General features: G+C 59.7%; 20 protein-coding genes and 1 riboswitch. Of the genes, 13 read left to right on the top strand and 7 right to left on the bottom strand.

The window, feature by feature from the left end; genetic code table 11:
- Positions 1 to 152: 152 nt before the first annotated feature.
- The 3 genes from deoC to ACTM86_RS04690 all read left to right on the top strand — a co-directional run bounded on the left by deoC (position 153) and on the right by ACTM86_RS04690 (position 2,544).
- Positions 153 to 827 carry a deoxyribose-phosphate aldolase gene (deoC, locus tag ACTM86_RS04700; RefSeq protein ID WP_441015806.1) on the top strand — a complete coding sequence of 225 codons (675 nt, stop codon included), beginning with the start codon at positions 153 to 155 and terminating at the stop codon, positions 825 to 827.
- Positions 828 to 977: 150 nt separating this feature from the next.
- Complete coding sequence (locus tag ACTM86_RS04695) at positions 978 to 1,820, top strand: Cof-type HAD-IIB family hydrolase (RefSeq protein ID WP_441015803.1); 843 nt, start codon at positions 978 to 980, stop codon at positions 1,818 to 1,820.
- Between the two features lie 64 nt (positions 1,821 to 1,884).
- Positions 1,885 to 2,544 carry an HAD family hydrolase gene (locus tag ACTM86_RS04690; RefSeq protein WP_370450635.1) on the top strand — a complete coding sequence of 220 codons (660 nt, stop codon included), beginning with the start codon at positions 1,885 to 1,887 and terminating at the stop codon, positions 2,542 to 2,544.
- 60 nt (positions 2,545 to 2,604) lie between these two features.
- Here the strand turns inward: ACTM86_RS04690 and ACTM86_RS04685 are convergent, their stop codons facing one another.
- Positions 2,605 to 3,387 (bottom strand): TatD family hydrolase, encoded by a 783-nt coding sequence (locus ACTM86_RS04685; protein ID WP_441015800.1) that lies wholly within the window; start codon positions 3,385 to 3,387, stop codon positions 2,605 to 2,607.
- Positions 3,388 to 3,401: 14 nt separating this feature from the next.
- On the bottom strand, positions 3,402 to 4,199 hold the full coding sequence (locus tag ACTM86_RS04680; RefSeq protein ID WP_441015797.1) for a tRNA threonylcarbamoyladenosine dehydratase: 798 nt from the start codon (positions 4,197 to 4,199) through the stop codon (positions 3,402 to 3,404).
- A gap of 301 nt (positions 4,200 to 4,500) precedes the next feature.
- Here ACTM86_RS04680 and ACTM86_RS04675 point away from each other — a divergent pair, with 301 nt between their 5' ends.
- The 3 genes from ACTM86_RS04675 to ettA all read left to right on the top strand — a co-directional run bounded on the left by ACTM86_RS04675 (position 4,501) and on the right by ettA (position 7,337).
- On the top strand, positions 4,501 to 4,779 hold the full coding sequence (locus tag ACTM86_RS04675; RefSeq protein WP_154517353.1) for an autorepressor SdpR family transcription factor: 279 nt from the start codon (positions 4,501 to 4,503) through the stop codon (positions 4,777 to 4,779).
- The gene (locus ACTM86_RS04670) at positions 4,772 to 5,473 is read left to right on the top strand and encodes an SdpI family protein (protein WP_441015794.1); all 702 of its coding nucleotides are present in this window, start codon (positions 4,772 to 4,774) and stop codon (positions 5,471 to 5,473) included. The genes ACTM86_RS04675 and ACTM86_RS04670 overlap by 8 nt, the downstream gene beginning before the upstream one ends.
- A gap of 184 nt (positions 5,474 to 5,657) precedes the next feature.
- Positions 5,658 to 7,337 carry an energy-dependent translational throttle protein EttA gene (gene ettA, locus ACTM86_RS04665; RefSeq protein WP_055251458.1) on the top strand — a complete coding sequence of 560 codons (1,680 nt, stop codon included), beginning with the start codon at positions 5,658 to 5,660 and terminating at the stop codon, positions 7,335 to 7,337.
- A 59-nt stretch (positions 7,338 to 7,396) separates the two neighbouring features.
- Here the strand turns inward: ettA and ACTM86_RS04660 are convergent, their stop codons facing one another.
- Both ACTM86_RS04660 and ACTM86_RS04655 read right to left on the bottom strand, forming a co-directional pair.
- Positions 7,397 to 8,680 (bottom strand): hypothetical protein, encoded by a 1,284-nt coding sequence (locus ACTM86_RS04660; RefSeq protein ID WP_441015791.1) that lies wholly within the window; start codon positions 8,678 to 8,680, stop codon positions 7,397 to 7,399.
- Positions 8,681 to 8,818: 138 nt separating this feature from the next.
- The gene (locus tag ACTM86_RS04655; RefSeq protein ID WP_441015788.1) at positions 8,819 to 9,772 is read right to left on the bottom strand and encodes a hypothetical protein; all 954 of its coding nucleotides are present in this window, start codon (positions 9,770 to 9,772) and stop codon (positions 8,819 to 8,821) included.
- A 203-nt stretch (positions 9,773 to 9,975) separates the two neighbouring features.
- Here ACTM86_RS04655 and ACTM86_RS04650 point away from each other — a divergent pair, with 203 nt between their 5' ends.
- The 4 genes from ACTM86_RS04650 to ACTM86_RS04635 all read left to right on the top strand — a co-directional run bounded on the left by ACTM86_RS04650 (position 9,976) and on the right by ACTM86_RS04635 (position 15,565).
- A complete protein-coding gene (locus ACTM86_RS04650; protein WP_441015785.1) occupies positions 9,976 to 11,955 on the top strand; it encodes an NAD(+) synthase in 1,980 nt (659 codons plus the stop codon).
- Between the two features lie 117 nt (positions 11,956 to 12,072).
- A complete protein-coding gene (locus ACTM86_RS04645; protein WP_441015783.1) occupies positions 12,073 to 13,236 on the top strand; it encodes a pyridoxal phosphate-dependent aminotransferase in 1,164 nt (387 codons plus the stop codon).
- Positions 13,237 to 13,437: 201 nt separating this feature from the next.
- A complete protein-coding gene (locus ACTM86_RS04640; RefSeq protein ID WP_427727834.1) occupies positions 13,438 to 14,388 on the top strand; it encodes an L-lactate dehydrogenase in 951 nt (316 codons plus the stop codon).
- A gap of 172 nt (positions 14,389 to 14,560) precedes the next feature.
- On the top strand, positions 14,561 to 15,565 hold the full coding sequence (locus tag ACTM86_RS04635) for a nucleoid-associated protein (protein WP_441015780.1): 1,005 nt from the start codon (positions 14,561 to 14,563) through the stop codon (positions 15,563 to 15,565).
- Between the two features lie 539 nt (positions 15,566 to 16,104).
- Here ACTM86_RS04635 and dapD read toward each other — a convergent pair.
- From dapD to dapA, 3 genes are read right to left on the bottom strand one after another with little or no spacing between them, the layout of a single operon-like run.
- Positions 16,105 to 16,824, bottom strand: a complete 720-nt coding sequence (gene dapD / locus ACTM86_RS04630) for a 2,3,4,5-tetrahydropyridine-2,6-dicarboxylate N-acetyltransferase (protein ID WP_427747945.1) — start codon at positions 16,822 to 16,824, stop codon at positions 16,105 to 16,107.
- Positions 16,825 to 16,863: 39 nt separating this feature from the next.
- Positions 16,864 to 17,604: a 4-hydroxy-tetrahydrodipicolinate reductase gene (gene dapB, locus ACTM86_RS04625; RefSeq protein WP_441015777.1), complete on the bottom strand. Its 741-nt coding sequence runs from the start codon at positions 17,602 to 17,604 to the stop codon at positions 16,864 to 16,866.
- Positions 17,597 to 19,906 (bottom strand): 4-hydroxy-tetrahydrodipicolinate synthase, encoded by a 2,310-nt coding sequence (gene dapA / locus ACTM86_RS04620; protein ID WP_441015774.1) that lies wholly within the window; start codon positions 19,904 to 19,906, stop codon positions 17,597 to 17,599. The genes dapB and dapA overlap by 8 nt, the downstream gene beginning before the upstream one ends.
- A 65-nt stretch (positions 19,907 to 19,971) precedes the next feature.
- A riboswitch (Lysine riboswitch) is annotated at positions 19,972 to 20,140 on the bottom strand.
- 144 nt (positions 20,141 to 20,284) lie between these two features.
- Between dapA and ACTM86_RS04615 the strand changes: the two genes are divergently transcribed.
- The 3 genes from ACTM86_RS04615 (at position 20,285) to ACTM86_RS04605 (ending at position 22,167) form a co-directional block, all read left to right on the top strand.
- On the top strand, positions 20,285 to 21,472 hold the full coding sequence (locus tag ACTM86_RS04615) for an N-acetyldiaminopimelate deacetylase (RefSeq protein ID WP_441015771.1): 1,188 nt from the start codon (positions 20,285 to 20,287) through the stop codon (positions 21,470 to 21,472).
- A 100-nt stretch (positions 21,473 to 21,572) separates the two neighbouring features.
- Complete coding sequence (locus ACTM86_RS04610) at positions 21,573 to 21,854, top strand: type II toxin-antitoxin system RelE/ParE family toxin (RefSeq protein WP_441015768.1); 282 nt, start codon at positions 21,573 to 21,575, stop codon at positions 21,852 to 21,854.
- On the top strand, positions 21,826 to 22,167 hold the full coding sequence (locus tag ACTM86_RS04605; RefSeq protein ID WP_427727846.1) for a HigA family addiction module antitoxin: 342 nt from the start codon (positions 21,826 to 21,828) through the stop codon (positions 22,165 to 22,167). The genes ACTM86_RS04610 and ACTM86_RS04605 overlap by 29 nt, the downstream gene beginning before the upstream one ends.
- Positions 22,168 to 22,224: the final 57 nt, after the last annotated feature.

Raw genomic sequence — 22,224 nt, 5'->3', positions numbered from 1 at the left:
TGCCATTCGCTGTCCGTAAATATACGTCTACAGCTAATTTCATACCACTTGCCGGAATGCGGACGCTGTCCTTGCATGTCGGGCGTATATTGAACGTGGTTTTTCGCGTGAAACCACGAATCGGTTGTCAGCCCTGAACAAGGAGGCTCAGCATGACGCTTGCCAAACCCATCAATAAATACATCGACTATATCGATGCCCCCGAGGACACGTTTGAGCAGTATGTCGAGAAGGCGCTAAAGTACAACTTTCGCTGCGTATTTGCGAACCTGCAGGAGTACGAGACGGGCCGCGCCATGCTCGAGGGCTCTGACATCATCCTTGCCGGCGCTATCGACTTTCCCCAGGGCACTATGACGCTTGAGGAGAAGCTTGCGAGGTTTGAGGAATACGCTGCGTGTGGCTTTACCGAGATTGACTACGTTTTGAATCAGGGGTCGATCGAGAACCGCGATTTTGATGCCATCGAGCGCGAGATGACTGCCGTTGCTGATTTTTGTCGCGCGCATGGCATCACTGACAAGGTAATCGTTGAGATGTGCAAGCTGGACGGCGACGACGCCGCCAAGCGCCGTGTATGCGAGATCGCGCTGGAGGCCAAGCCGGGATTCCTTAAGACATCGACCGGCAGAAGCTTTGGCGGTGCTAAGCTCGAGGACGTGCGGCTGATGCACGAGGTGCTCGGCGATGCCGTGGCAATCAAGGCGGCGGGCGGTATCCATAATTACGAAGAGGCTTGCGCATTCATCGAGGCCGGCGCCAGCGCGTTAGGTGCATCGGCGGGCATCGCGATCGTCGAGGGCGCACCGACGGATGAGCGTCGCTAGCAGACGTATTTGACCTGAGCGATAAAGCTTCACGACCACACGCCGTTCATGTTCGGGACAATATGACCTTTTACCCCGTTGCAGACAGAGCCGCAGTAGGTGTTCTGTATGATGACTCAGGCAAGGTTGTTCAATGACAGGGAGGCTTATATGGCAATCAAAGCCATCGCAATGGATATCGACGGTACGCTCACCAACGACCAAAAGGTCATCAGCCCGCGTACGCGCGAGAAGCTGCTCGCGGCGCAGGAGTCGGGCATTAAGCTCATTTTGGCTTCGGGCCGTCCCGCATGGGGGCTGCACGCCTTGGCGCAGGAGCTCGACCTTCAAAACCATGACGGTCTGCTGGTGGCCTTTAATGGCGCTCACGTCGTCGACGCTCAGACCGATGAGGTCCTTTTTGACCAGGCCATGCCGGCTGACGAACTGCACCGTCTGATTGATCATCTGCGTAATTTTGACGTGATCCCTATGATTTCGCTCGGTCGCGATCTGCATGTCGAGGATTCGTACCGCTGCATGATTACGCTGCCGGATGGCTCGCAGAAAAACATCGTCAAATACGAGCGCGATGCCTGCGACCTTAAGATCCGCGAGGTGGAGAGCCTGCATGAGGTCGTGGACACTTATCCCGTGGACAAGCTGCTCACTGCTGGCGACCCGGCCTATCTGCAAGCGCATCACGAGGAGATGTATGCGCCCTTTACTCAGACGCTTTCGGGTATGTTTACGGCCGACTGGTACTTTGAGTTTACGGCTCCCGGTATCGACAAGGCCCGCGCGCTCGAGGGTGCCCTGCCCAAGCTCGGCATCGATGCCAGCGAGGTCGTCTCGTTTGGCGACGGCCAGAACGACAAGTCCATGATTGAGTGGGCCGGCACCGGTGTTGCCATGGGCAACGCGGTTGACGAGGTTAAGGCCGTGGCCCAGATGGTGACTGCCAATAACAACGAAGACGGCATTGCGGTGGCGCTGGATAAGCTGCTGGGTTAGAATCGCCGATTAATGCATGGTTCGGGCGCCTGCTTACAGGCGCCCTTTTGTTAGGGAGGGTGCCGTGTCCGCATTTCCGTTCGACGCCGTTATCTTTGACATGGACGGCGTCATTGTCGATACCGAGTATTACTACCTGAGCGAGACTGCCGCGTTTGCCAAGGAGCTTGGGCTTAACCTGACTCAAGAGGAGTTGAACGGGCAGATCGGTACCTCACATCAGTTCTTCCTGCATATGCTGGTCGATTGGTTTGAGCGCGCCGGTAAGGGGCATTTCACTGGCGAGGAAGCGTTGGCCCGTTGGGACGAGTGGGCGCATAAGCGTCCGCGCGACTATCAGGCTTTGATTAACCCAGGCGCCGTGGATACGATTCGAGAGCTGCCGCGCCGCGGCGTTCGCGTGGCGCTTGCCAGCTCGTCTCCCATGGATAGCATCGAGGAAGTGCTCAATGCGTGCGGGCTGTCGGATGCCTTTGAGTATGTGGTGAGCGGCGAGCAGTTTAAGGAGAGCAAGCCCGAGCCCGACATCTACCTGCATGCGCTGGACCTGCTGGGACTTCCCGCGAATCGCTGCTGCTGCGTTGAGGATTCGGTACCTGGTATCACTGCCGGCAAGCGAGCCGGCCTGACGGTCATTGCCAAGCGCGAGGAACGCTTCGGCTTTAGCCAAGATGCCGCGGACAAGATTATCGACCAGCTGCCGGAGCTGCTGGAGCTTGCGTAGGACTTGGACGGCACGTCTACCGTCATAATGGTATCGTTGTCGTCTTTTTGCATACAGGGGTTAGCGAAGGTCAAAAACAGAGTGCGCATTTGCTAAAACTGCCGATTCGATGTGCTTTGTGTCACAATTTTTGAGCGAGGCGATGCGCATCGAGGTCCTTGTGAGCGATTTGATGAGCGACTGCGCGCTTGTTTCTGCGTTTGCCTCTGCTGGTGCATCGGTCTCGAGCAGTAAACGATCGAGTGGAATCTGTCGTGCGTATTCGCGTCCTCGTTTAGACGCGAGCATGCGTTCGTTGACAGAAAAATAGCAGCCCACATTACGCGCGCGGGCGAGTTCGTCCGAAGTACCGCTAAACCAATGGAAGATGATAGCGGGGGAGTCGGGGTTTGGGATGAGTAGTCCATGCGATTCGAGGACGTCCAGTACGGCTCCTGCCGAACGAACGGCGTGAATCGATATTACGCGCCCGGCAAGAGGACACTGCACGAGCGCATCGCAGAGCCGGTCAAGTGCCTGTATTTGCAGCGGTTCGCTTCCGGCAAAGCGCGCGGAAAAGTCGAGTCCCACCTCGCCGATATAGCGCTCTTGGGCAGCAACTTTGCAAAGCAGATTGACTTCGGCAGGACCGCAGCGGCCGTCGGCGAGCCACCAGGGATGGAGCCCGACGCCCGCGATAATGTTTGGGTAGCGGCTGGCCCGCTTTTTTGCTGCCGCGAAGTCGCGTGGGTCGACCCCGCAATCAAAGACCCCCAGCCCTATAGCCGCAGTTTCGTCGGCAACAGCATTCGGGTAAGCCATCAAATCAAGATGGCAGTGTGCATCAATTAACCAGGGCTCCATCTCGGCGCGCTCCGCTAGTCCAGGCGCTGGCCATCGGCGCGCACGCGCTCGGTGCCGCGGCCACTGATCTGGCGGATAACCTCGCCGGCAATCATCTGACCCATGATGGGCGGCATAAAGCTGGCGGTTCCGAGCTCGGTACGCTCGTGGATGTTGGAAGGGTCGCGGGGCTGTGTCTTAACCGATTCCTCGCAGCTAAACAGCACGTGCAGGCTCTTGATTCCGCGCTTCTTACATTCTTTGCGCATAATGCGGCTCATGGGGTCGCGCACCGTATCGAAGATGTCGGCAAAGCGGAGGCACTCGGGATGGAGCTTGTTAGCCCCGCCCATGGAACTAACCAAACGAATGTCGTGGTCCTGAGCATATTTGGCAATAGTGAGCTTGGCCGAGATGGTGTCGATGGCGTCGACGACGTAGTCGAGCTTGCCGCCCGTCTGCTCAAAAACGCTCGCAAAGAACTCGTCGATGTTGTCGCTCAACAGGTATTCGGTGCGCTTGATAACGGTGGCGGCGGGATTGATATCGCGAATCATGGCTTCCATCACGTCCACCTTGCGCTTGCCGATGGTGCTGTGAAAGGCGATGGCCTGACGGTTGATATTGCTGGGCGCGATGATGTCCTTGTCCAGAATGACGAAATGACCGATGCCGCCGCGGGCGAGTGCCTCGCAGCAATTGGAGCCCACACCTCCGCAGCCGAGCACCAGCACCGTAGCATCGGCGAGCTTATCGAGTGCCTCGCGGCCCATGATGATCTCGAGCTTGGTGTCGCGTGTCTCGATGGCGGCTGCGGCAACGGTTTCGGTCATAAATATCCTCCGATGGGGAAGCGAATCGTGTTTTAGCTATCGCCATTATAGGTATTATCACGATTCCATTTGAACCCTTGGGGTTTGTTGAAATGGGATCGGGATTCGCATAAGATTGAAACAGATGGTGCCCGTTGCCGCGGGTTAGCCAACTCCGAAACACGTTTATGGCGTGAGAAGTGGCCGTCTTCGCATTACGCGGGGGCGGCTATTTTTTTTGAGTACAAGATTAGATAGTTAGACAAACATCTAAATATCGAGTATAGTGTGCGCGTCGAACGAAATACTGAGAGGAGGTCCTATGCCGGGAGAGGGTTTTAAAGCGCTGGCCGATCCTACGCGGCGGCGCATTTTGGAACTACTACGCGAGGGCGACCGCACGGCTGGGGAGCTTGCCGAGCATTTTGACATCAGCAAGCCGTCGTTGAGCCATCATTTGGCGACGCTCAAAAACGCCGGGTTGGTGACCGATGAACGTCATGGCCAAAACATCGTTTACAGCTTAAACACCACCGTCATGCAGGACTTGATCGGTTGGTTTATGGGCTTTACAAACACTGAAGGTGATAAGGATGAATAACGAAAACAAGGGCATTCACGCCACGGGGGTATCGCCACGCGTGTGGATCGCGCTGGTCGCTCTGTGCGTCGCCAATATCGTAGCGCACCTTATGGTGATGCCGAGCTTGCCTGCGCAGATTCCCACGCACTGGGGCGCGAACGGCGTTGACGGTTGGGGTCCCAGCTGGATGGCCTCCGCGCACGGCGTGCTGCCCCTGGTGCTTCTCGCAATGTTCTGCGTGGTGCCGCGCATCGATCCCAAAGGTGAGGCATATCGAACCTCGGGCAAGTTCTATCAGGGCTTCGTAATCGCCTTCACCCTGTTCATGTGCGCCATAAGCTGGCTGGGAGAGCTTACGGTCTGGGGCGTGGTGCCGGCGGTCGGTTCGGTCAACGTGCTGATTTCCTGTGCTGTCGGTTTGCTGTTCATTGGCGTAGGCAACTACTTGCCGCGTGTGAAGCAGAACTATACGCTCGGTATCAAGACGCCCTGGGCGCTTGCCGATCCCGAGAACTGGCGCCGTACGCAGCGTTTTGGCGGTGCCTGCTTTATGGTGCTGGGTGTTGGTCTGATTGTGATGGGCGTTGCGGGTAGCGTGCTTTCGAGTGAAGTTGTCGCCGCGATGATTGCGGTTCTGGCGTTTGGTTCGGTCGGAGTCGTCTACGTCTACTCGTATCTGCTGTGGCGCAAATCGCAGCGAGCCGCTCGTTAAGGTTGCGGAAAACTAGCGTACGCAGTTAATAGCATGTTCCGGGGGACTTTTCCCAGGTAGTATTAGGGGGTATGGGCAACCGTGCCCCTTTTTCGTTACGTTTTAGAGCTGGTTTTCTCATCTCGTTTCCACTAAAGCGAAACAAGAATAGGGAAACAGCAGGTAGAAAGGATAAAACAGGCAAATGGCAGAGTTTATCTACCAGATGTATCAGGCTCGCAAGGCTCATGGCGACAAGGTGATCCTTGACGACGTGACCCTGAGCTTCTATCCCGGTGCCAAGATCGGCGTCGTGGGCCCTAACGGCATGGGCAAGTCGACCCTGCTCAAGATCATGGCCGGCATCGAGGAAGTCTCCAACGGCGATGCCAGACTTACCCCCGGCTACACCGTGGGTATCCTGCAGCAGGAGCCGCCGCTCGACGACGACAAGACCGTCATCGAGAACGTGCGCATGGCATTTGGCGACATGATCGCCAAGGTCGATCGCTTCAATAAGATCGGCGAGGAGATGTGCGACCCGGACTGCGACATGGATGCCCTCATGGCCGAGATGGGCAAGCTCCAGGACGAAATCGATGCCGCCGACGGCTGGGATATCGATTCCAAGCTCGGCCAGGCTATGGATGCCCTGCAGCTGCCCGATTCCGACATGCCGGTCAATGTGCTTTCCGGCGGCGAGCGCCGTCGCGTGGCCCTGTGCAAGCTGCTGCTCGAAGCTCCCGACCTGCTGCTGCTCGATGAGCCCACCAACCACCTGGACGCCGAGTCGATCCTGTGGCTCGAGCACTTCCTGCACAACTACCAGGGCGCGGTGCTTGCCGTCACACACGATCGCTACTTCCTGGATAACGTTGCCGAGTGGATCTGCGAGGTCGACCGCGGCCACCTTTATCCCTACAAGGGCAACTACTCCACGTATCTGGAGACCAAGGCCGCGCGTATCGAGGCTCAGGGCAACCGCGACGCCAAGCTCGCCAAGCGCATGGAGGCCGAGCTCGAGTGGGTGCGCAGCTCGCCCAAGGCCCGCCAGGCCAAGAACAAGGCCCGTCTGGCTCGCTATGAGGAGATGGAGGCCGAGGCCCGCGCAAGCCAGAAGCTCGACTGGACCGACATCCGCATCCCTGTGGGCCCGCGTTTGGGCAACAAGGTGCTCGAGGCCCATCACCTGCACAAGGAGTTCGACGGTCGCGTGCTCATCGACGACCTATCGTTCACCCTGCCGCGCAACGGCATCGTGGGCGTCATCGGCCCCAACGGTGTGGGCAAGACCACGCTGTTCAAGACCATCGTGGGCCTGGAGCCGCTGACTTCGGGCGAGCTCGAGGTGGGCGAGACCGTCAAGATCTCCTATGTCGATCAGAACCGCTCCGGCATCGACCCCGATAAGAACCTGTGGGAGGTCGTCTCGGACGGCCTGGACCACATGATGGTCGGCGAGACCGAGGTCCCCAGCCGCGCATACGTGGCGAGCTTTGGCTTTAAGGGCCAGGACCAGCAGAAGCGCGCTGGCGTACTTTCCGGTGGCGAGCGCAACCGTCTGAACTTGGCGCTTACGCTCAAGCAGGGCGGCAACCTGCTGCTCCTCGACGAGCCCACGAACGACCTCGACGTCGAGACGCTGTCCTCACTCGAAGCGGCGCTGCTCGAGTTCCCGGGCTGCTCGGTGGTCATTAGCCACGACCGTATGTTCCTGGACCGCGTCGCCACGCACATTCTGGCGTGGGAGGGCACCGACGAGAATCCGGGCAACTGGTATTGGTTCGAGGGCAACTTCGAGGCCTATCAGGCCAACCGTATCGAGCGCCTGGGCGAGGACGCAGCCCAGCCGCATCGTATTCACCGCAAGCTGACGCGCGATTAGTCGAGCTCAGGTGACCTAACGAGAAAGGGACGATAACCTTGAGGGTTATCGTCCCTTTTTTACTTGGTAGAAGGCTCGACTTTATCGATAGTCCAGGTGGCGCCGAGGCCGCCGGCGGTGTTGCGGCGGATGCGCACGGTGACTTCGTGGCGCTCGCCGGCCTGCGTGTAGCGCAGGGGGAAGCTTGCGCGGTTTCGCGCGGCCTCGATGGTACCGCGCTCGCGGGCGATCCAGTAGTACTCGCCGACGATGCCGAGCGTGTCGGCGCCGTAGGGGAGATAGGTCGACAGCTGGTGTAGCAATGGGCCGGGGCAGAAGACCTCGGTTGTGAAATCGACGGGGAAGTCCTCGGGGATGGTCGGTGCTGCGGGTGCCGAAGCCGGTGCAGGTGCGGGAACCTGGTCACAGGCAGATGCGGATGCGGACTCGATGGCAGGCTCAGGCTCAGACGCTTTTTCCGGCTTAACTGCGAAATCCGTCGGTTCCACGGAGACGGACGTGTCTGCGGTCTCGGTTTTGGCATCGGCTCGCGGGGCATCCTCTGCCTCGACAGATGGCTTTGCCTCGGCTGGCGTGGATGCCATGGTGGTGATGCCGGCGTTTGCGTTCTCGGGGTCATAGACGACCGTGAGCGAGATGGCGGGCTGCGGCGTCTCGGGCTCTGGCGTCGACTCGGTAGCGTCTTGATCGTCGGGCTCGTCGGACTGATCGTCCTCGGCCTCGTCGCCAAAGACATCGCTGTTTTGGAACGCAGGCGTCTCGGGTTGGTTGGCGGCTTCTTCGGTTGTCGACTTGGGAGCCTCGTCGAGCTCCGCAGTGGCTTCCTGCTCTGATATGACCTCGGGATCGGTCGTGGCGGCGATTTCGGTTTCGGCTCCTGCCGTTACCTCAATAGCGACTTCGATCCCTGTCTCGGGCTCGGGCTCCGGAGCGACTTCGGCCATGGGCTCGGGCTCGGGATGCTTAACGTGCTTGGGGCGCACGGCCTTGAGGTCCTTCTCGCCGCGCTTTTTCTTTTTGTAGGACTGCTTGGCGCCCTTGGCAGCCTTGGGCTTGTCCTCGCCTTTGGCAAGGGCGGCATCCCAGGCTTCGTTGGCGATGACGGTGGCATACAGACGGCCGCCCTTAAAGACGGTCAGCTTAATGCAGTCGTCGAGCTCCTCGAGCAGCTCGCGCGTGGACTCGAAGCCCAGGTCATAAGCGGCCATGTCACCAGCGGCGAGCGCCTCCTCGACCTGCGTCATAAACGTTTGCTTGCCGCACCCAATCGCGTCGCGCAGCAGGCGATACAGATAGATGTGGTTGCCCAGCGATAGTGTGGGCTTAACTATTGTCTTGCTCATGGCAAATCTCCTCTATACACACCAAAGCATCTTACCATCGCATGGGGCTTGCCATCTCGTCGCCCAAGGCAAACGGGCGCGACCGTTGCCGGTTCGCGCCCGTTATGCAGGTCGGTTATCTATGAGAGGCAAACGTGCCTAGTTGCCCGATGCCGTGCCTTGGCTCGAGCTGTCAGATGCCGTGCCGGACGCGGATCCGCTCGAACTGTTCGAGCTATTGGTGTTGCTGTTGTCGGTGGAGCTTGTGCCCGATGTATTGCCGTTTGCCTGGTCGCCCGTGCTCGGTTGAGAGCCGTCGGTCGTTTGGCTTGAGCCAGTCGTGCCGGATTGCGTGCCGCTGTTGTTTACAGAGGAATCGGCGCCCTGCGATTGATCGGGGGCGTTCGAGGACGAGTCGGTGGATGCGGAGGTGTCCTGCGAGTCGTCCTGCTGGCTTTGCGATTGACCAGTGCTATCCGCGTCGTGCTCGGTCGTGCGCGACGATAGGATTGGCTCGGGGCGCTCGCCCAGACCTTCACCGGCGGTGGTGATAAGGATGGCGCCGGCGCAGGCGATGACCGCGACGATGGCGATGGCGATCGAGAAGACGATGACCTTCTTTTGCGTCTGGCTGCGCTCTGCCGCCGCCTTGGCACGCAGACTGTTGGGGGCGACGCGCGCCGTGGTCGCGCGCCCCGCAACCTGGCGCATCTCCTGCGTAGTCGCGGCGCCGCCCAGGTGCTCCTCGGCATTAAGGTCAACGGGCTCATAGGCGCCGGCAGGGTAGTCGACGGCGGCGTGCGTGCCTTTGAGGGCTTCGGCGCTGGCAGAGATAAAGTGGCGGTAGACCTGCGAGGACACAACGGTGATGACCGAGCTCACGGCGGCACCGATCACCGATCCGGCGATGCCGATCTTGGAAGCAAGTGCGACGCTCGTGGCGGCAGCTGCGGCGCCGGCGATGATTTGGGGAATGGAAATGTCGTCGAACAGGCCCTTTTTGGGCGCGATGGCCATGGTCTGTCCGATGGAATGGTTTTCGTGAACGCCGTTGTTGAGCGCGGCCGGTGTCATGACGCGCGTGCGCGGCGCGTCGGTGTACTTGGTTGTCATACGGGGCCCTCCCGGTGTAAATCTGCTTCGTTTCGTGTAGCCATCAGGGTACCCACCAGATGTGAATCGTACGTGACATTTAACAGATACCATCAACTCATCAATAGCTCACCAAATTGGTGGGATGCGGTTACACCCGGCGGTTGAACTACAATAGGGCTTGCTAATTGTTGTGAATGGCGTCTACGCACGGGAGCATTCTTATGAATCTTCACCTTTCTCAGTCTGATGGCTTTTTGCGCGTGGCGGCGGCCTCGCCGCGGATTCGCGTGGCCGATGTCGAGGGCAATGCCGAGGTTGCGCTGGCGGCTGTTCGCGAGGCGGTCGAGCGCGGTGTCCGTGCTCTGGTGCTGCCCGAGCTTAATCTGTGCGGCTATACCGCGGCTGACCTGTTCCATAACCGCACGCTGCTGCATGCCTGCGAGGCTGCTCTGGTGCATATCCTCGATGAGACTCGTGAGCTGCCGATTGTCTTTACCATCGGTCTTCCCGTTGCGGTGGCCGAGAATATCTACAACTGTGCCGCCGTGTGCTGCGCGGGCGAGCTTTTGGGCCTCACGGCCAAGAAGTATCTGCCCAACTATGGCGAGTTCTATGAGCGCCGTTGGTTTGATCCGGCGCCCGCCGATCCCGTGTGGGTTGAGTTTGCCGGTCAGGGTCCGGTTCCGCTGGGTTCGGGGCTTGTCTACCGCTGCTGTGATGAGGGCGCCGAGGATATGGTGCTGGGCGTTGAGGTCTGCGAGGATCTGTGGGTGCCGGCGCCCCCTTCGACCGAGATGGCGCTTGCCGGTGCGACGGTGATCCTCAATCCGTCGGCCTCGGATGAGATTATCGGTAAGGCAGATTATCGTCGCAGCCTTATCTCCAATCAGAGTGCGCGCCTGTACTGTGCCTATGCCTATGCAGACGCGAGCGAGGGCGAGTCCACGACCGATATGGTCTTTGCGGGCGAGAACCTCGTCTACGAAAACGGTTCGAAGCTCGCCGCCACGAAGCTCCTCACCTGCGATATGGCGGTGGCCGACGTTGATCTCGACCGTCTGGTTGCCGAGCGCCGTCGTTCGACCACGTGGACGCGCGCGGACGATGCGTCGGAGGCCACGACCGTTGAGTTTTCGTTTGAGGGCATGCTAGCCGAAGAACCTGTCCTGCGCGATGCGCTCGACATTGACCGTGTCTTCCCCCGCGCGCCCTTTGTGCCGGCCGACCATGGTGACCTGGCCGGGCGCTGTGAGACGATCCTCAATCTGCAGACTGCCGGCCTCAAGACTCGCCTTGCCCATACGGGTACCAAGGCTGCAGTCATCGGTCTTTCGGGCGGCCTGGATTCCACGCTGGCACTGCTTGTGACCGTGCGTGCCTTCGATGCGCTGGGGCTGCCGCGCACCGGTATCACGGCGGTTTCCATGCCCGGCTTTGGCACGACGCGTCGCACCAAGTCCAATGCCGAGTCGCTCGCTCGCGACCTGGGCGTGAGCTTCCGCGAGGTTTCGATCCACACGGCCGTGGAGCAGCACTTCAAGGACATTGAGCACGATCCGGCCGTCCAAGACGTGACCTACGAGAACAGCCAGGCCCGCGAGCGTACGCAGATTCTGATGGATCTGGCCAACCAGGCTGGCGGTTTTGTTATCGGCACGGGCGACCTGTCAGAGCTGGCGCTCGGCTGGGCTACCTATAACGGCGACCACATGAGCATGTACGCCGTCAACGCGAGCGTGCCCAAGACGCTTGTGCGCCATCTGGTACGTTATGCCGCCGATGTCTTTGGCGGGCGTATTGCCGAGGTCTTGCTCGATATCCTCGATACGCCGGTGTCCCCCGAGCTTCTGCCGCCCACGGGCGACGGTGAGATTGCGCAGAAGACCGAGGATTTGGTGGGCCCGTACGAGCTGCACGATTACTTCCTCTATTACCTGCTGCGTTTTGGCTTTGAGCCGGGCAAGATCTACCGTATGGCGCTCAAGAGCTTTGAGGGTGTCTATGACGCCAAGACCGTCCACACGTGGTTGCGTACGTTCTATCGTCGCTTCTTTGCCCAGCAGTTTAAGCGCAGCTGTCTGCCCGATGGTCCCAAGGTGGGCTCGGTGACGCTCAGCCCGCGCGGCGATTGGCGTATGCCGAGTGACGCCAGCTCGCGTCTGTGGCTTGCGCGGATCGATGCGCTCAATCCAATTGACTAAGGTTGGCTAAATTGAACCAATACGGGGGTTGCAAGCGTTACACTTTTGCAATCTGATGGCCCGTATCGCGCGGCGCTCTTGTCGGAGCGCCGTATTTTTATATCGAAAGGTGGCACCATGCAGGCATCGCAGCGTCTCGACCGCTTTGGCGCGGAGGTCTTCGCCTCGCTCAACAACAAACTTCTTGCGCTGAAGGCTCAGGGCAAGACCATTTACAACATGAGCGTGGGCACGCCCGACTTTAAGCCGTACGACCACGTGGTCGAGGCGCTCACGCAGGCCGCCCAAAATCCCGAGATGTGGAAGTATTCCCTGCGCGACCTGCCCGAGCTTAAGCAGGCCGTGTGCGATTACTATGAGCGTCGCTTTGGCGTTTCGGGCATTACGCCGTCCATGGTGCAGTCGTGCAACGGCACGCAGGAGGGCGTGGGTCATTTGGGCCTGGCCCTGCTCGATCCGGGTGACACCATTCTGGTTCCCGATCCGTGCTATCCGGTCTTTGAGGCGGGCGCCAAGATCGCCGATGCCAAGCTCGAGTACTATCCGCTGGTGGCGGAGCACAATTACCTGCCCTATGTGGCGGGCATCGATCCCGAGGTGGCCGATCGTGCCAAGTACATGATCGTGTCGTTGCCCGCCAACCCGGTGGGCTCGGTGGGCACGCCCGAGGTCTACGAGGAGATCATCGCCTTCGCCCGCGAGCACGACCTGCTGATCGTCCATGACAACGCGTACTCCGACATCGTGTTTGACGGCGAGCCCGGCGGCAGTTTCTTGCAGTATCCCGGCGCGCTCGAGGTGGGCGTGGAATTCTTCTCGCTTTCCAAGTCGTTTAACGTCACCGGTGCGCGCATCGGCTTTTTGGTCGGCCGTGAGGATGTGGTCTCTGCCTTTGCCAAGCTGCGCAGCCAGATCGACTTTGGCATGTTCTTCCCGATTCAGAAGGCCGCCATCGCCTGCCTCAATGGTCCGCGCGATGAGGTCGAGGCGCAACGTCTGAAGTACCAGGAGCGCCGCGATGCCCTGTGCGACGGTCTTGAGGGCCTGGGCTGGGAGCGTCCCAACGCGCATGGCTCTATGTTTGTGTGGGCCAAGCTTCCCGGTGGTCGCACCGATTCCATGGCGTTTTGCGAGGAGCTTATGGAGAAGGCCGGCGTTGTGGTGACGCCGGGCGCGAGCTTTGGCCCTTCGGGCGAGGGGCACGTGCGCATGGCGCTGGTCCTGCCGCCCGATCAGATCGCTTTGGCTGTCGAGGCCATCCGCGAGGCGGGCCTGTATTAGAAGGCTATTTGGGCTCGTCAATAGCTCGAAACCGATTTCGTGCAGTTATTTTACGAATCCTTCAAACAATTTCGGTAAACGGTCGATTTTTGGCTGCGTATAGGAGCATAATCAAAGTCCCGATTGGATGTATTGGGATTACGGCAAGCCGCTCGGGTCGTTCCCGGGCGGCTTGTTTGTGGAGAGAGATGGGAGTTTCTAATGGTTAACGAGAAGAAGGTCGCTATTGTCGGCTGCGGTTTCGTCGGTTCGTCTTCGGCGTTCGCGCTGATGCAGAGTGGTCTGTTCTCCGAGATGGTTCTCATCGACGTGGACAAGAACCGCGCCGAGGGCGAGGCCCTGGATATTGCGCACGGCATGACGTTTGCCGAGCCGATGAAGATCTACGCCGGCGATTATTCAGATGTCGCCGACGCCGCCATGATCGTCGTCACCGCTGGCGCTGCTCAGAAGCCCGGTGAGACCCGTCTGGACCTGGTCAACAAGAACGTCAGCATCTTTAAGTCCATTATTCCCGAGATTAAGAAGTCTGGCTTCGACGGCATTCTGCTCATCGTCTCCAACCCGGTCGACGTTCTGACCTACGCCGCCATCAGGATGTCCGGTCTGCCCGAGGGCCATGTCATCGGCTCCGGCACCGTGCTCGACACCGGCCGTCTACAGCAAATGCTCGGCGCCCACGTCGAGGTTGACCCGCGCGACGTTCAGGCCTATGTCATGGGCGAGCACGGCGACTCCGAGTTTGTCGCCTGGTCCAGCGCTCAGGTTGCCGGCGTGCCGCTGAACACCTTCTGCGAGCTTCACGGCCACCTGGAGCATGAGGCTGCCGAGAAGCGCATCGCCGAGGACGTCAAGAACTCCGCCTACACCATCATCGAGAAGAAGCACGCCACCTACTACGGTGTCGCTATGGCGGTAAAGCGCATCTGCACTGCCGTCATGCGTGACGAGCAGACCGTTCTGCCCGTCTCCTCGCTCATGGTGGGCGAGTATGGTCTGTCCGATCTTGCCATCTCCATGCCGACCGTCGTTGGCCGCGACGGCGTTGTCTGCCGCGTCCCCGTGCCGCTGAACGATGACGAGCAGCATGAGCTCACCGCCTCCGCAAAGGCCCTCAAGGACATTATCGACAGCGTCGACTTTTCCTGCTAAATCAAGCTCGCTAGAGCGAAAAGCTACAATGAAGGCGTCCGGGCCCATGTGACCCGGGCGCTTTTTTATGCAAAGGGGACAGGCTTGTTTGCACCAATCTTCGATGCGCCTGGGGTGGACTCGACCGCTATACTGGTTCGTGCCAAAAGCGATCTAGAACGGAATGCCGTATATGAAAATCAATCACGCGATTCTGCATATCCTGGACTTTGACTCTGCCGTCAACGTCATGAGCCAGCGCGAGCTGGATATCGAAAGCCGTACCGTGCGCAGCTTTGTGACCACGCATCTGCGCCGCGCACGTACCTCGGCCGACAATAAGCGCGCCACGTTTGCGGAGAACTCTGCGTTTGGCGGCGAGCTCAAGGGCTATTTCTTTGGTGAGCGTGAGTTCGTGGACTTGTCTCAGCAGATTGCGGAGTTCATCTCTTCCGAGCTCACCAAAGCCGAGAAAGCCGAGTCCACTGACGTGCTTGTGGCGGACTTTGACGATGATGAAGATGCCCGCTGGTTTGCCGTGATGCTGCTGGGCTCCAAGCAGGCATTCATGCACGAGGTGGGTCGCGAAGAGGGCGAGGTTCGTAACGACATCGCGCGCCACTACGCCATTTTGCCAAACCCCTCGCAAAAGGTGCCGAGCTATGCCATCGTGCGTGCAAGCACCATGGAGATCGGCTACGTGGATAAGAAGCGCAAGATTGCCGGCGAGGACCGCATGCTTATCCCTGATGGTCTGCTGCAGTGCGACACGGGGGTTTCGGGTAAGGAGGTCATCGACACGGTGACGCGCGTGGTCGAGGAAGTCGCCGAGGAGCACGGCTCCAACACGGCCGTAGCGCTCGCCAAGGTCAAAGCCGCCGTTGCCGAGAAGGTTGAAGACGACGAGGAGCTGCCGCCTTGGGATATCGTCGATGAGGTCTTTGAGGACGAGCCGGTCATCAAGGAGAGCGTGCGTGCGGCGCTGACCGAGGAGAAGGTTCCCGAGCGCGTGCCCGTGGAGCGCAAGCAAGTCGAGCGCGCGGCCGTACGCAATCACAAGATTCGTACCGACACGGGCATCGAGATCAGCTTTCCGGCCGAGATGGGTTCGAACTCCGAGTACATCGAGTTCGTCAACGAGCCCAACGGCCTCATCTCCATCGAGCTCAAAAACATCGGTAGCATCGAGAATCGATAAGGCTTTTAACTTTTGAATAAAATTAAAGACGCGCGCTGATGAAATCGGTACGCCGCTTCACGGCGAGCTCGCCGGCTGCAAAAAGATTAAATGGCGGAATGCGGGACTCAAAATGGTTTTCCGAATCCGAGAGGACGGAATGGTTGAGATTGCCGAGATTGTAGCAATAGGGCGGCGCGATCGTTCCGAGGTCTATAAGACGGCCGTAGGGCGCCTGTCAAAGCAACCCGCCATGGTTGAATACGACGGAACCCTGAGATGATGAAGGCCGAAGCTCCGATGGTGCTTCGGCCTTTGTTGTTTTCGGCTTGGTTGCTGACATTACCCCGCAGGTTGAGCACACGTCAGCGAAAACGCCCCTAGGCGAGCAAGGTGACGTGAAAGAGGAGGGAAGCGTACTTCGGTACGCGACCGACGATTGAACGTCAGATTGCCGCTTAGGGGCGTTTGCAGCGTCGACCGGTCCGTCGTTCGTTAGAACGACGGAACCAAAGGTGGAGCGTCGAGCCGTTACGCGGTTTGGTAAAACCGCGTAACAATTAGAGCTGGCGCAGGCCTTCCTCGAGACCGGTCTTGCTGTCGGTCTTCTCGTCGCGCATCTTGATAACGCGGGCAGGGACACCGGCCACGACGGCGCCGGCGGGGACGTCCTCGACGCACACGGCGCCGGCGGCAACGACAGCACCCTTGCCCACGCGCACGCCTTCCAGGACCACAGCATTGGCGCCGATCATAACGTCGTCCTCGATGATGACGGGGGTGGCGCTGGCGGGCTCCACGACGCCTGCCAGCACGGTGCCGGCGCCGATGTGGCAGTTCTTGCCCACGGTGGCGCGACCGCCCAGCACGGCGCCCATATCGATCATGGAGCCTTCGCCAATGACGGAGCCGATGTTGATGATGGCGCCCATCATGATGACGGCACGGTCGCCGATCTCGACGCGGTCGCGGATGATCGCACCCGGCTCGATGCGGGCGTTGATGCCCTTGAGGTCGAGCATGGGCACGGCGGAGTTGCGGCAGTCGTTCTCCACATCGTAGTAGTCGATGGAATCGACGTTGGCGTCGAGGATTGCCTTGAGCTCATCCCAGTCGCCAAATACAGTCTTGCCACGGCGGCCGCCATAGACATGCGCACTGCCCCACTGGACCTTCATGCCCGGCTTTTCGCGCACGTACAGCTTGACGGGCGTCTTCTTGGGCGCGGTGGCGATATAGTTGATAATCTCCTGTGCATCCATTTCGGCTGCGTTGCTCATTTGCGGTCTCTCCTTTGGGTGGATCCGGTTGATACCTGGTTAGGCAAACATGACCTGGTCGAACGTATAGAAGCCGGGTTCGCGGGTGACGAGCTTCTGCGCGGCTGCCAAGGCGCCGTTGACAAAGATCTGACGACTCGTGGCGCGATGCGCGAGCGTGACCTCCTCGTCCTGGCCAAAGAAACTCACTTCGTGCACGCCGGCGACAGTGCCGCCGCGCAGCGAGTGCACGCCGATCTCCTTGGGGTCGCGCGCTCCGCACATGCCCTCGCGGCCATAGACGGGGTGGTAGCCTGCCTCGGGCTCGGCTTCGACGACGGCGTCGAGCAGCAACTTGGCAGTGCCGCTGGGGGCGTCGACCTTTTGGTTGTGGTGCGTCTCGACGATTTCGCAGTCAAAGCCGGGCAGCTCTCGCGTGGCCTGTGCCACCAGATGACGCAGGGCTGCGATACCGATGGAGTAATTGCCGGAGTGCATGACGCGGGCGCTCTGACCCAGCTCGCGCAGGCGATCCATCTGCTCGGGCGTATAGCCTGTGGTGCCCGAGACCAACGCCGCACCCGTGCGCTCGACATAGGCGACGACGGCGTCGAAGGTCGCAACGTTCGAGAAGTCGATGATGACGTCGGCCGCCGGAGCGTTCTCGAGCTCGGACAAGTCGAAGCCGATCTGGGCGACGATGTCAAAAACGGGCTCTCCGGCAGCGTCGACAATACCCTCGGCGGTAGTGCGGATGAGCGAGCCCATGCGGCCCGTTCCCATAATGACGGTCTTAATCAAGCAGACCAGCTCCCTTCAGAGCATCGGTAAGTGCGGAGCGCGTGTCGTCTGCCATGGGGCACAGCGGCATGCGGTAGTTTGCCTCGATCATACCCATCTGGGCGAGCGCTTCCTTGACGGGGATGGGGTTGACCTCGCTAAAGAGGGCATTGATGAGCGGCTGGCCGGCAATCTGGATATCGCGGGCACGTGCCACGTCACCGTCCAGATAGGCGCGGCACATGTCATGTACGAGCTGCGGCTGCACGTCGGCCCACACGCTGATGGTGCCCGAAGCACCCAGGCTCATGAGCGGCACGGTGAGCGCGTCCTCGCCCGAGTACATGCGGAAGTCGTCGGACAGCAGGTGGGCGATCTTGGCAGCGTAGGCGACGTTGCCCGAGGCTTCCTTAATACCCATGATGTTGGGGTGCGCGGCCAAGCGCTCCACGTTGCGCTCGCTGATGCCGCAGCCACAGCGGCCGGGGATGTTGTACAGGATGCAGGGGATGTCTACGGCATCGGCGACGGTCTTAAAGTGCTGGTAGATACCCTCTTCGTTGGATTTGTTGTAGTAGGGGGTAATGAGCAGCAGGCCGTCGGCTCCCAAGCCCTGGTAAGTGAGCGACTTGGTGAGCATGGTCTGCGTGGAGTTGGAGCCCGAGCCGGCGATGACGGGGACGCGTCCTGCAACCTGCTTGACCACCGCGGCGACAACGGAGTTGTCCTCGTCGTCGGTCATCGTGGCGCTCTCGCCGGTGGTGCCCAGGGCGAGGATGGCGTCGGTGCCATTTTGCAGGTGGAAATCGATAAGGCGCTCGAGCGCATCAAAGTCGACACTGCCGTCCTTTTTAAACGGCGTAACCAGGGCGACGATTGAGCCCTCGAGATTGCGGATGTCCATGTTCTTCTCCTTCGCTTCGGCGATCTGGATGCGCTTGTTCCATTGGGCGGCGACTGCCAGGCGCTCGTCTTGGGCGCGGTGGCGGGCACTTTCGGCGCGCGACTTGGCCAACAGTTCTCGGCCGCACGGCAGCACGTCGAGCGTGGCAAAGTAATCGCCCGGGCGCTCGGCGCGGCGGATGAGGTCGGCCGCGCCATCGGGGCGCAGCAGGACCTCGGCGGAGCGCAGCCGTCCGTTGTAGTTGTAGCCCATGGAGTAGCCATGCGCACCGGTATCGTGGATTACAAGCAGGTCGCCCATGTCGATATGCGGTAGCTCGCGATCGATGGCGAACTTGTCGTTGTTCTCGCACAGATTGCCCGTGATGTCATAGGTGTTCGTGACGGGCGCTGTGCCCTTGTCGGCGCCGCCCGGCTGACCCATCACCGTAATGTGGTGGTAGGCACCATACATGGCGGGGCGGATCAAATCGACGGCGCTTGCATCGACACCGATATAGTCCTTGTAGATCTGCTTCTCGTGGATGGCCTTGGTGACCAGACAGCCGTAGGGGCCCATCATAAAGCGGCCCATCTCGGTGTAGACTGCCACATCGCCCATGCCTGCGGGGACCAGGATCTCGTCGTATGCCGCGTGCACTCCCTCGCCGATGACGTGAATGTCGTTGGCCTGTTGTTCGGGCAGGTAGGGGATGCCGACGCCGCCGGATAGATTGATGAAGGCGACGTGTGCGCCGGTCTCGCGCTCCAGGCGCACGGCAAGCTCAAAGAGGATGCGCGCGAGCTTGGGGTAATAGTCGTTGGTAACGGTGTTGCTGGCAAGGAATGCGTGGATGCCAAAGTCCTCGGCACCCTTGGTCTTGAGCATACGGAAGGCCTCGAAGAGTTGCTCGGTGGTCATGCCGTATTTGGAGTCGCCGGGGTTGTCCATGATGCCGTTGGAGAGCTGGAACAGGCCGCCCGGATTAAAGCGGCAGCTGACCGTCTTGGGGATGGGCCCCGCAACACGCTCAAAGAACTCGATGTGGCTGATGTCGTCAAAGTTGACGATGGCACCCAGTTTGTCGGCGAGCTCAAAGTCCGCAGCCGGCGTGTCGTTGGACGAGAACATGATGTCGTGTCCCGTGATACCCAGCGAGCGGGCGATCATGAGCTCGGTATAGCTCGAGCAATCGCAGCCGCAGCCGTATTCGTTGAGAATGGAGATGAGTGCCGGGTTGGGGTTGGCCTTGACGGCAAAGTATTCCTTAAAGCCCGGGTTCCACGCAAAGGCGTCGCGCACCTCTTGCATGTTGCGGCGGATGCCCGCCTCGTCGTATAGATGAAACGGCGTGGGGAACTGCTCGACGATATGCTCGAGCGTCTCCTTGTCCACAAACGGCTGCTTGGCCGCATATGCCTCGTTGGGGGTCAATGCCATGTCCCGTAAACCTCGCTATCCAGACGGCGCCATCTGCGCATCGAATCCGCATAGCGTGGACCCAATGTCCGGATAGCGCTCCCGCATTGCTGCAGACAGTCCTGTGGGTGTTTCCCACAGGCCCACCAGGTTGTTCGTGCCCGAAAAACCCAGTTCGGCGGGTTTCGCCTCCCCGCGGGGTCAAAGCCTGCCGGCTCGCCCGCGGCTCTTCGTGCCCGCGCCTCTATCAAGTGGTAAAGACCCTATCACGTTGCACTTTACCAAACAAGAGTATTCGTATATAACGTTTAAAAAATGCAGGGATATGCTGGAAACATGTGCGCCACAATCCTGTATCACAATAAGTTGCAACAGATGTGCCTCACGAAGGGATCCTCTATGACCGAGCTCCAAGAACTCCGTCGCTATCGCCGCGATCTCCATCGCATTCCGGAGCTCGATTTCGATCTTCCGCAAACCATTGCCTATATCGAGGGCGTGCTGGCACCGCTCACCTGCGAAGTGACCCATCCGTGCCCCAGCTGCGTCTGCGCTTTCTTCGACGCCGGCGTTGATGCCGCGCATGCCACGGCGATTCGCGCCGATATGGATGCGCTGCCCATTGAGGAGGCGACAGGGGCGGCCTTTGCCTCGACCCATCCCGGCAAGATGCACGCTTGCGGACATGACGGTCACATGGCCATGGCACTTGCCGCCGCGACGTATGTCGACCGTACGATTTGCGAGCAGCCGGGCGCCATGAGGCGCAACGTGCTCTTTGTGTTCCAGCCGGCCGAGGAAACGACCGGTGGTGCCAAGACGGTATGCGAGAGCGGCGTGTTCGAGCGCTATGGGGTCGACCGCATTTTTGGCTTCCATGTGTGGCCCGATCTGCCTGCCGGCACGTTGGCGAGCTGTTCCGGTCCGCTGCTGGCGCGTTCGAGCGAGACGCATATCTTTATTCACGGTACGAGCATCCATATTGCTAAGACCTATGGCGTGCCGGTCGAGGAGTCGCACGATGCCGCGTTGGCGGCAGCGAAGTTTTTGGTTGCCGAGCGCGAGCTGATGGACGAGCTGGGCGGCGACGAGCCCTGCATCGGCAAGTTTGGTCTGCTGCAGGCCGGTACGGTTTGCAACGCGGTGGCGGGGGAGGCCCATGTGGCCGGAAGCCTGCGTGTGTTTACGGACGACATGTTCGACCGGGCGCGCGAAGGCGTGCATCGCGTGCTGGACGATGCCTGTGCCGCAACGGGCTGCACGTACGATCTCGACTTTGCCGAGGGCTATCCGCCGGTCGACAACGACCCCGAGTTGTTTGCCAGCGTCGCGCCTGCCTTGCCCGGCCTGCAGCTTGTGGAGGAGCCGCTGTTAATTGCCGAGGACTTTGCGTTCTATCAGCGCCATCTGCCGGGCGTGTTCTTCTTGCTGGGCACGGGTGTGCCGGAGGGTCAAGAAAACCCGAGCGATTCGGATGGCTGTCCCGCCTATGCCACGAGCGCCCTTCACACTGATACCATGCTCTTTGACGAGGAAATTCTGCTCAAGGGCCTCGATGTCTACAAACGATTGCTTTTGCTTGGTTAATCGGCGCGGGCGCATGTTCTAGAAAATACGAACAAATGTACGGTATAATAGAGATGTATGTCTGTAGAAACGTTTGACGTTATTAACGTAAGGCGATACTATGATTGCATCGTACAAAGATGAGGATACCGAACGTTTTGCAATGGGTGTGCGGGTCAGGAGGTTCGTGCCCTTTGAGCGGGTCGCATTGAGGAAGATTCGTCAACTGCAGGTTTGTGCTTCACTTGATGACCTTCGCGTTCCTCCGGGCAATCGTCTTGAAGCGTTGAAGGGCGATCGCGCCGGCCAATATAGTATCCGTGTTAATGAGCGCTATCGGGTCTGCTTTGAGTGGAGAAAGGGGATGGCTTGGAATGTCGAAATCGTCGATTATCACAAGTGATGAGACCGCGCCCGATTTGCTGTCACCGGTGACTCCTGGTGAACTTCTCAAAGAGGAATTTCTTGTTCCTATGGGCATTTCTCAATATCGTCTTGCTAAGGAGACCGGGATTCCGGCACAGCGTATTGGGCAGATTATTTTGGGGAGGCGTCGTGTTACGGCTGACACTGATCTTCGCCTTTGCCGCTACTTTGGCCTAACGGATGGTTATTGGCTGCGCGCCCAGATAGCGTTTGACCTCGAGGCGGAAAAGAGGCGCATCGAGCCGGAACTGGATAAGATCGTTCCTGTTCAGCAGGCTATCGCATTGTAGTGTTCAAAGATGTTGAGGTTGGAGTGACGATGGGGCGACGCCGACAGTCTGCCGTTT

The sequence above is a fragment of the Collinsella sp. HCP3S3_E11 genome (assembly GCF_052067375.1).
Classification (GTDB): domain Bacteria; phylum Actinomycetota; class Coriobacteriia; order Coriobacteriales; family Coriobacteriaceae; genus Collinsella.
Note: the sequence above shows the minus strand (reverse complement) of the source record. Positions and strands in the feature narration are given on the sequence as shown.

Bases quoted from the DNA above. Each gene is read 5' to 3' on its own strand.
- deoC (WP_441015806.1), top strand. From the start codon at position 153: ATGACGCTTGCCAAACCCATCAATAAATACATCGACTATATCGATGCC.
- ACTM86_RS04695 (WP_441015803.1), top strand. From the start codon at position 978: ATGGCAATCAAAGCCATCGCAATGGATATCGACGGTACGCTCACCAAC.
- ACTM86_RS04685 (WP_441015800.1), bottom strand. From the start codon at position 3,387: ATGGAGCCCTGGTTAATTGATGCACACTGCCATCTTGATTTGATGGCT.
- ACTM86_RS04680 (WP_441015797.1), bottom strand. From the start codon at position 4,199: ATGACCGAAACCGTTGCCGCAGCCGCCATCGAGACACGCGACACCAAG.
- ACTM86_RS04675 (WP_154517353.1), top strand. From the start codon at position 4,501: ATGCCGGGAGAGGGTTTTAAAGCGCTGGCCGATCCTACGCGGCGGCGC.
- ACTM86_RS04670 (WP_441015794.1), top strand. From the start codon at position 4,772: ATGAATAACGAAAACAAGGGCATTCACGCCACGGGGGTATCGCCACGC.
- ettA (WP_055251458.1), top strand. From the start codon at position 5,658: ATGGCAGAGTTTATCTACCAGATGTATCAGGCTCGCAAGGCTCATGGC.
- ACTM86_RS04660 (WP_441015791.1), bottom strand. From the start codon at position 8,680: ATGAGCAAGACAATAGTTAAGCCCACACTATCGCTGGGCAACCACATC.
- ACTM86_RS04655 (WP_441015788.1), bottom strand. From the start codon at position 9,772: ATGACAACCAAGTACACCGACGCGCCGCGCACGCGCGTCATGACACCG.
- ACTM86_RS04650 (WP_441015785.1), top strand. From the start codon at position 9,976: ATGAATCTTCACCTTTCTCAGTCTGATGGCTTTTTGCGCGTGGCGGCG.
- ACTM86_RS04645 (WP_441015783.1), top strand. From the start codon at position 12,073: ATGCAGGCATCGCAGCGTCTCGACCGCTTTGGCGCGGAGGTCTTCGCC.
- ACTM86_RS04640 (WP_427727834.1), top strand. From the start codon at position 13,438: ATGGTTAACGAGAAGAAGGTCGCTATTGTCGGCTGCGGTTTCGTCGGT.
- ACTM86_RS04635 (WP_441015780.1), top strand. From the start codon at position 14,561: ATGAAAATCAATCACGCGATTCTGCATATCCTGGACTTTGACTCTGCC.
- dapD (WP_427747945.1), bottom strand. From the start codon at position 16,824: ATGAGCAACGCAGCCGAAATGGATGCACAGGAGATTATCAACTATATC.
- dapA (WP_441015774.1), bottom strand. From the start codon at position 19,906: ATGGCATTGACCCCCAACGAGGCATATGCGGCCAAGCAGCCGTTTGTG.
- ACTM86_RS04615 (WP_441015771.1), top strand. From the start codon at position 20,285: ATGACCGAGCTCCAAGAACTCCGTCGCTATCGCCGCGATCTCCATCGC.
- ACTM86_RS04610 (WP_441015768.1), top strand. From the start codon at position 21,573: ATGATTGCATCGTACAAAGATGAGGATACCGAACGTTTTGCAATGGGT.
- ACTM86_RS04605 (WP_427727846.1), top strand. From the start codon at position 21,826: ATGTCGAAATCGTCGATTATCACAAGTGATGAGACCGCGCCCGATTTG.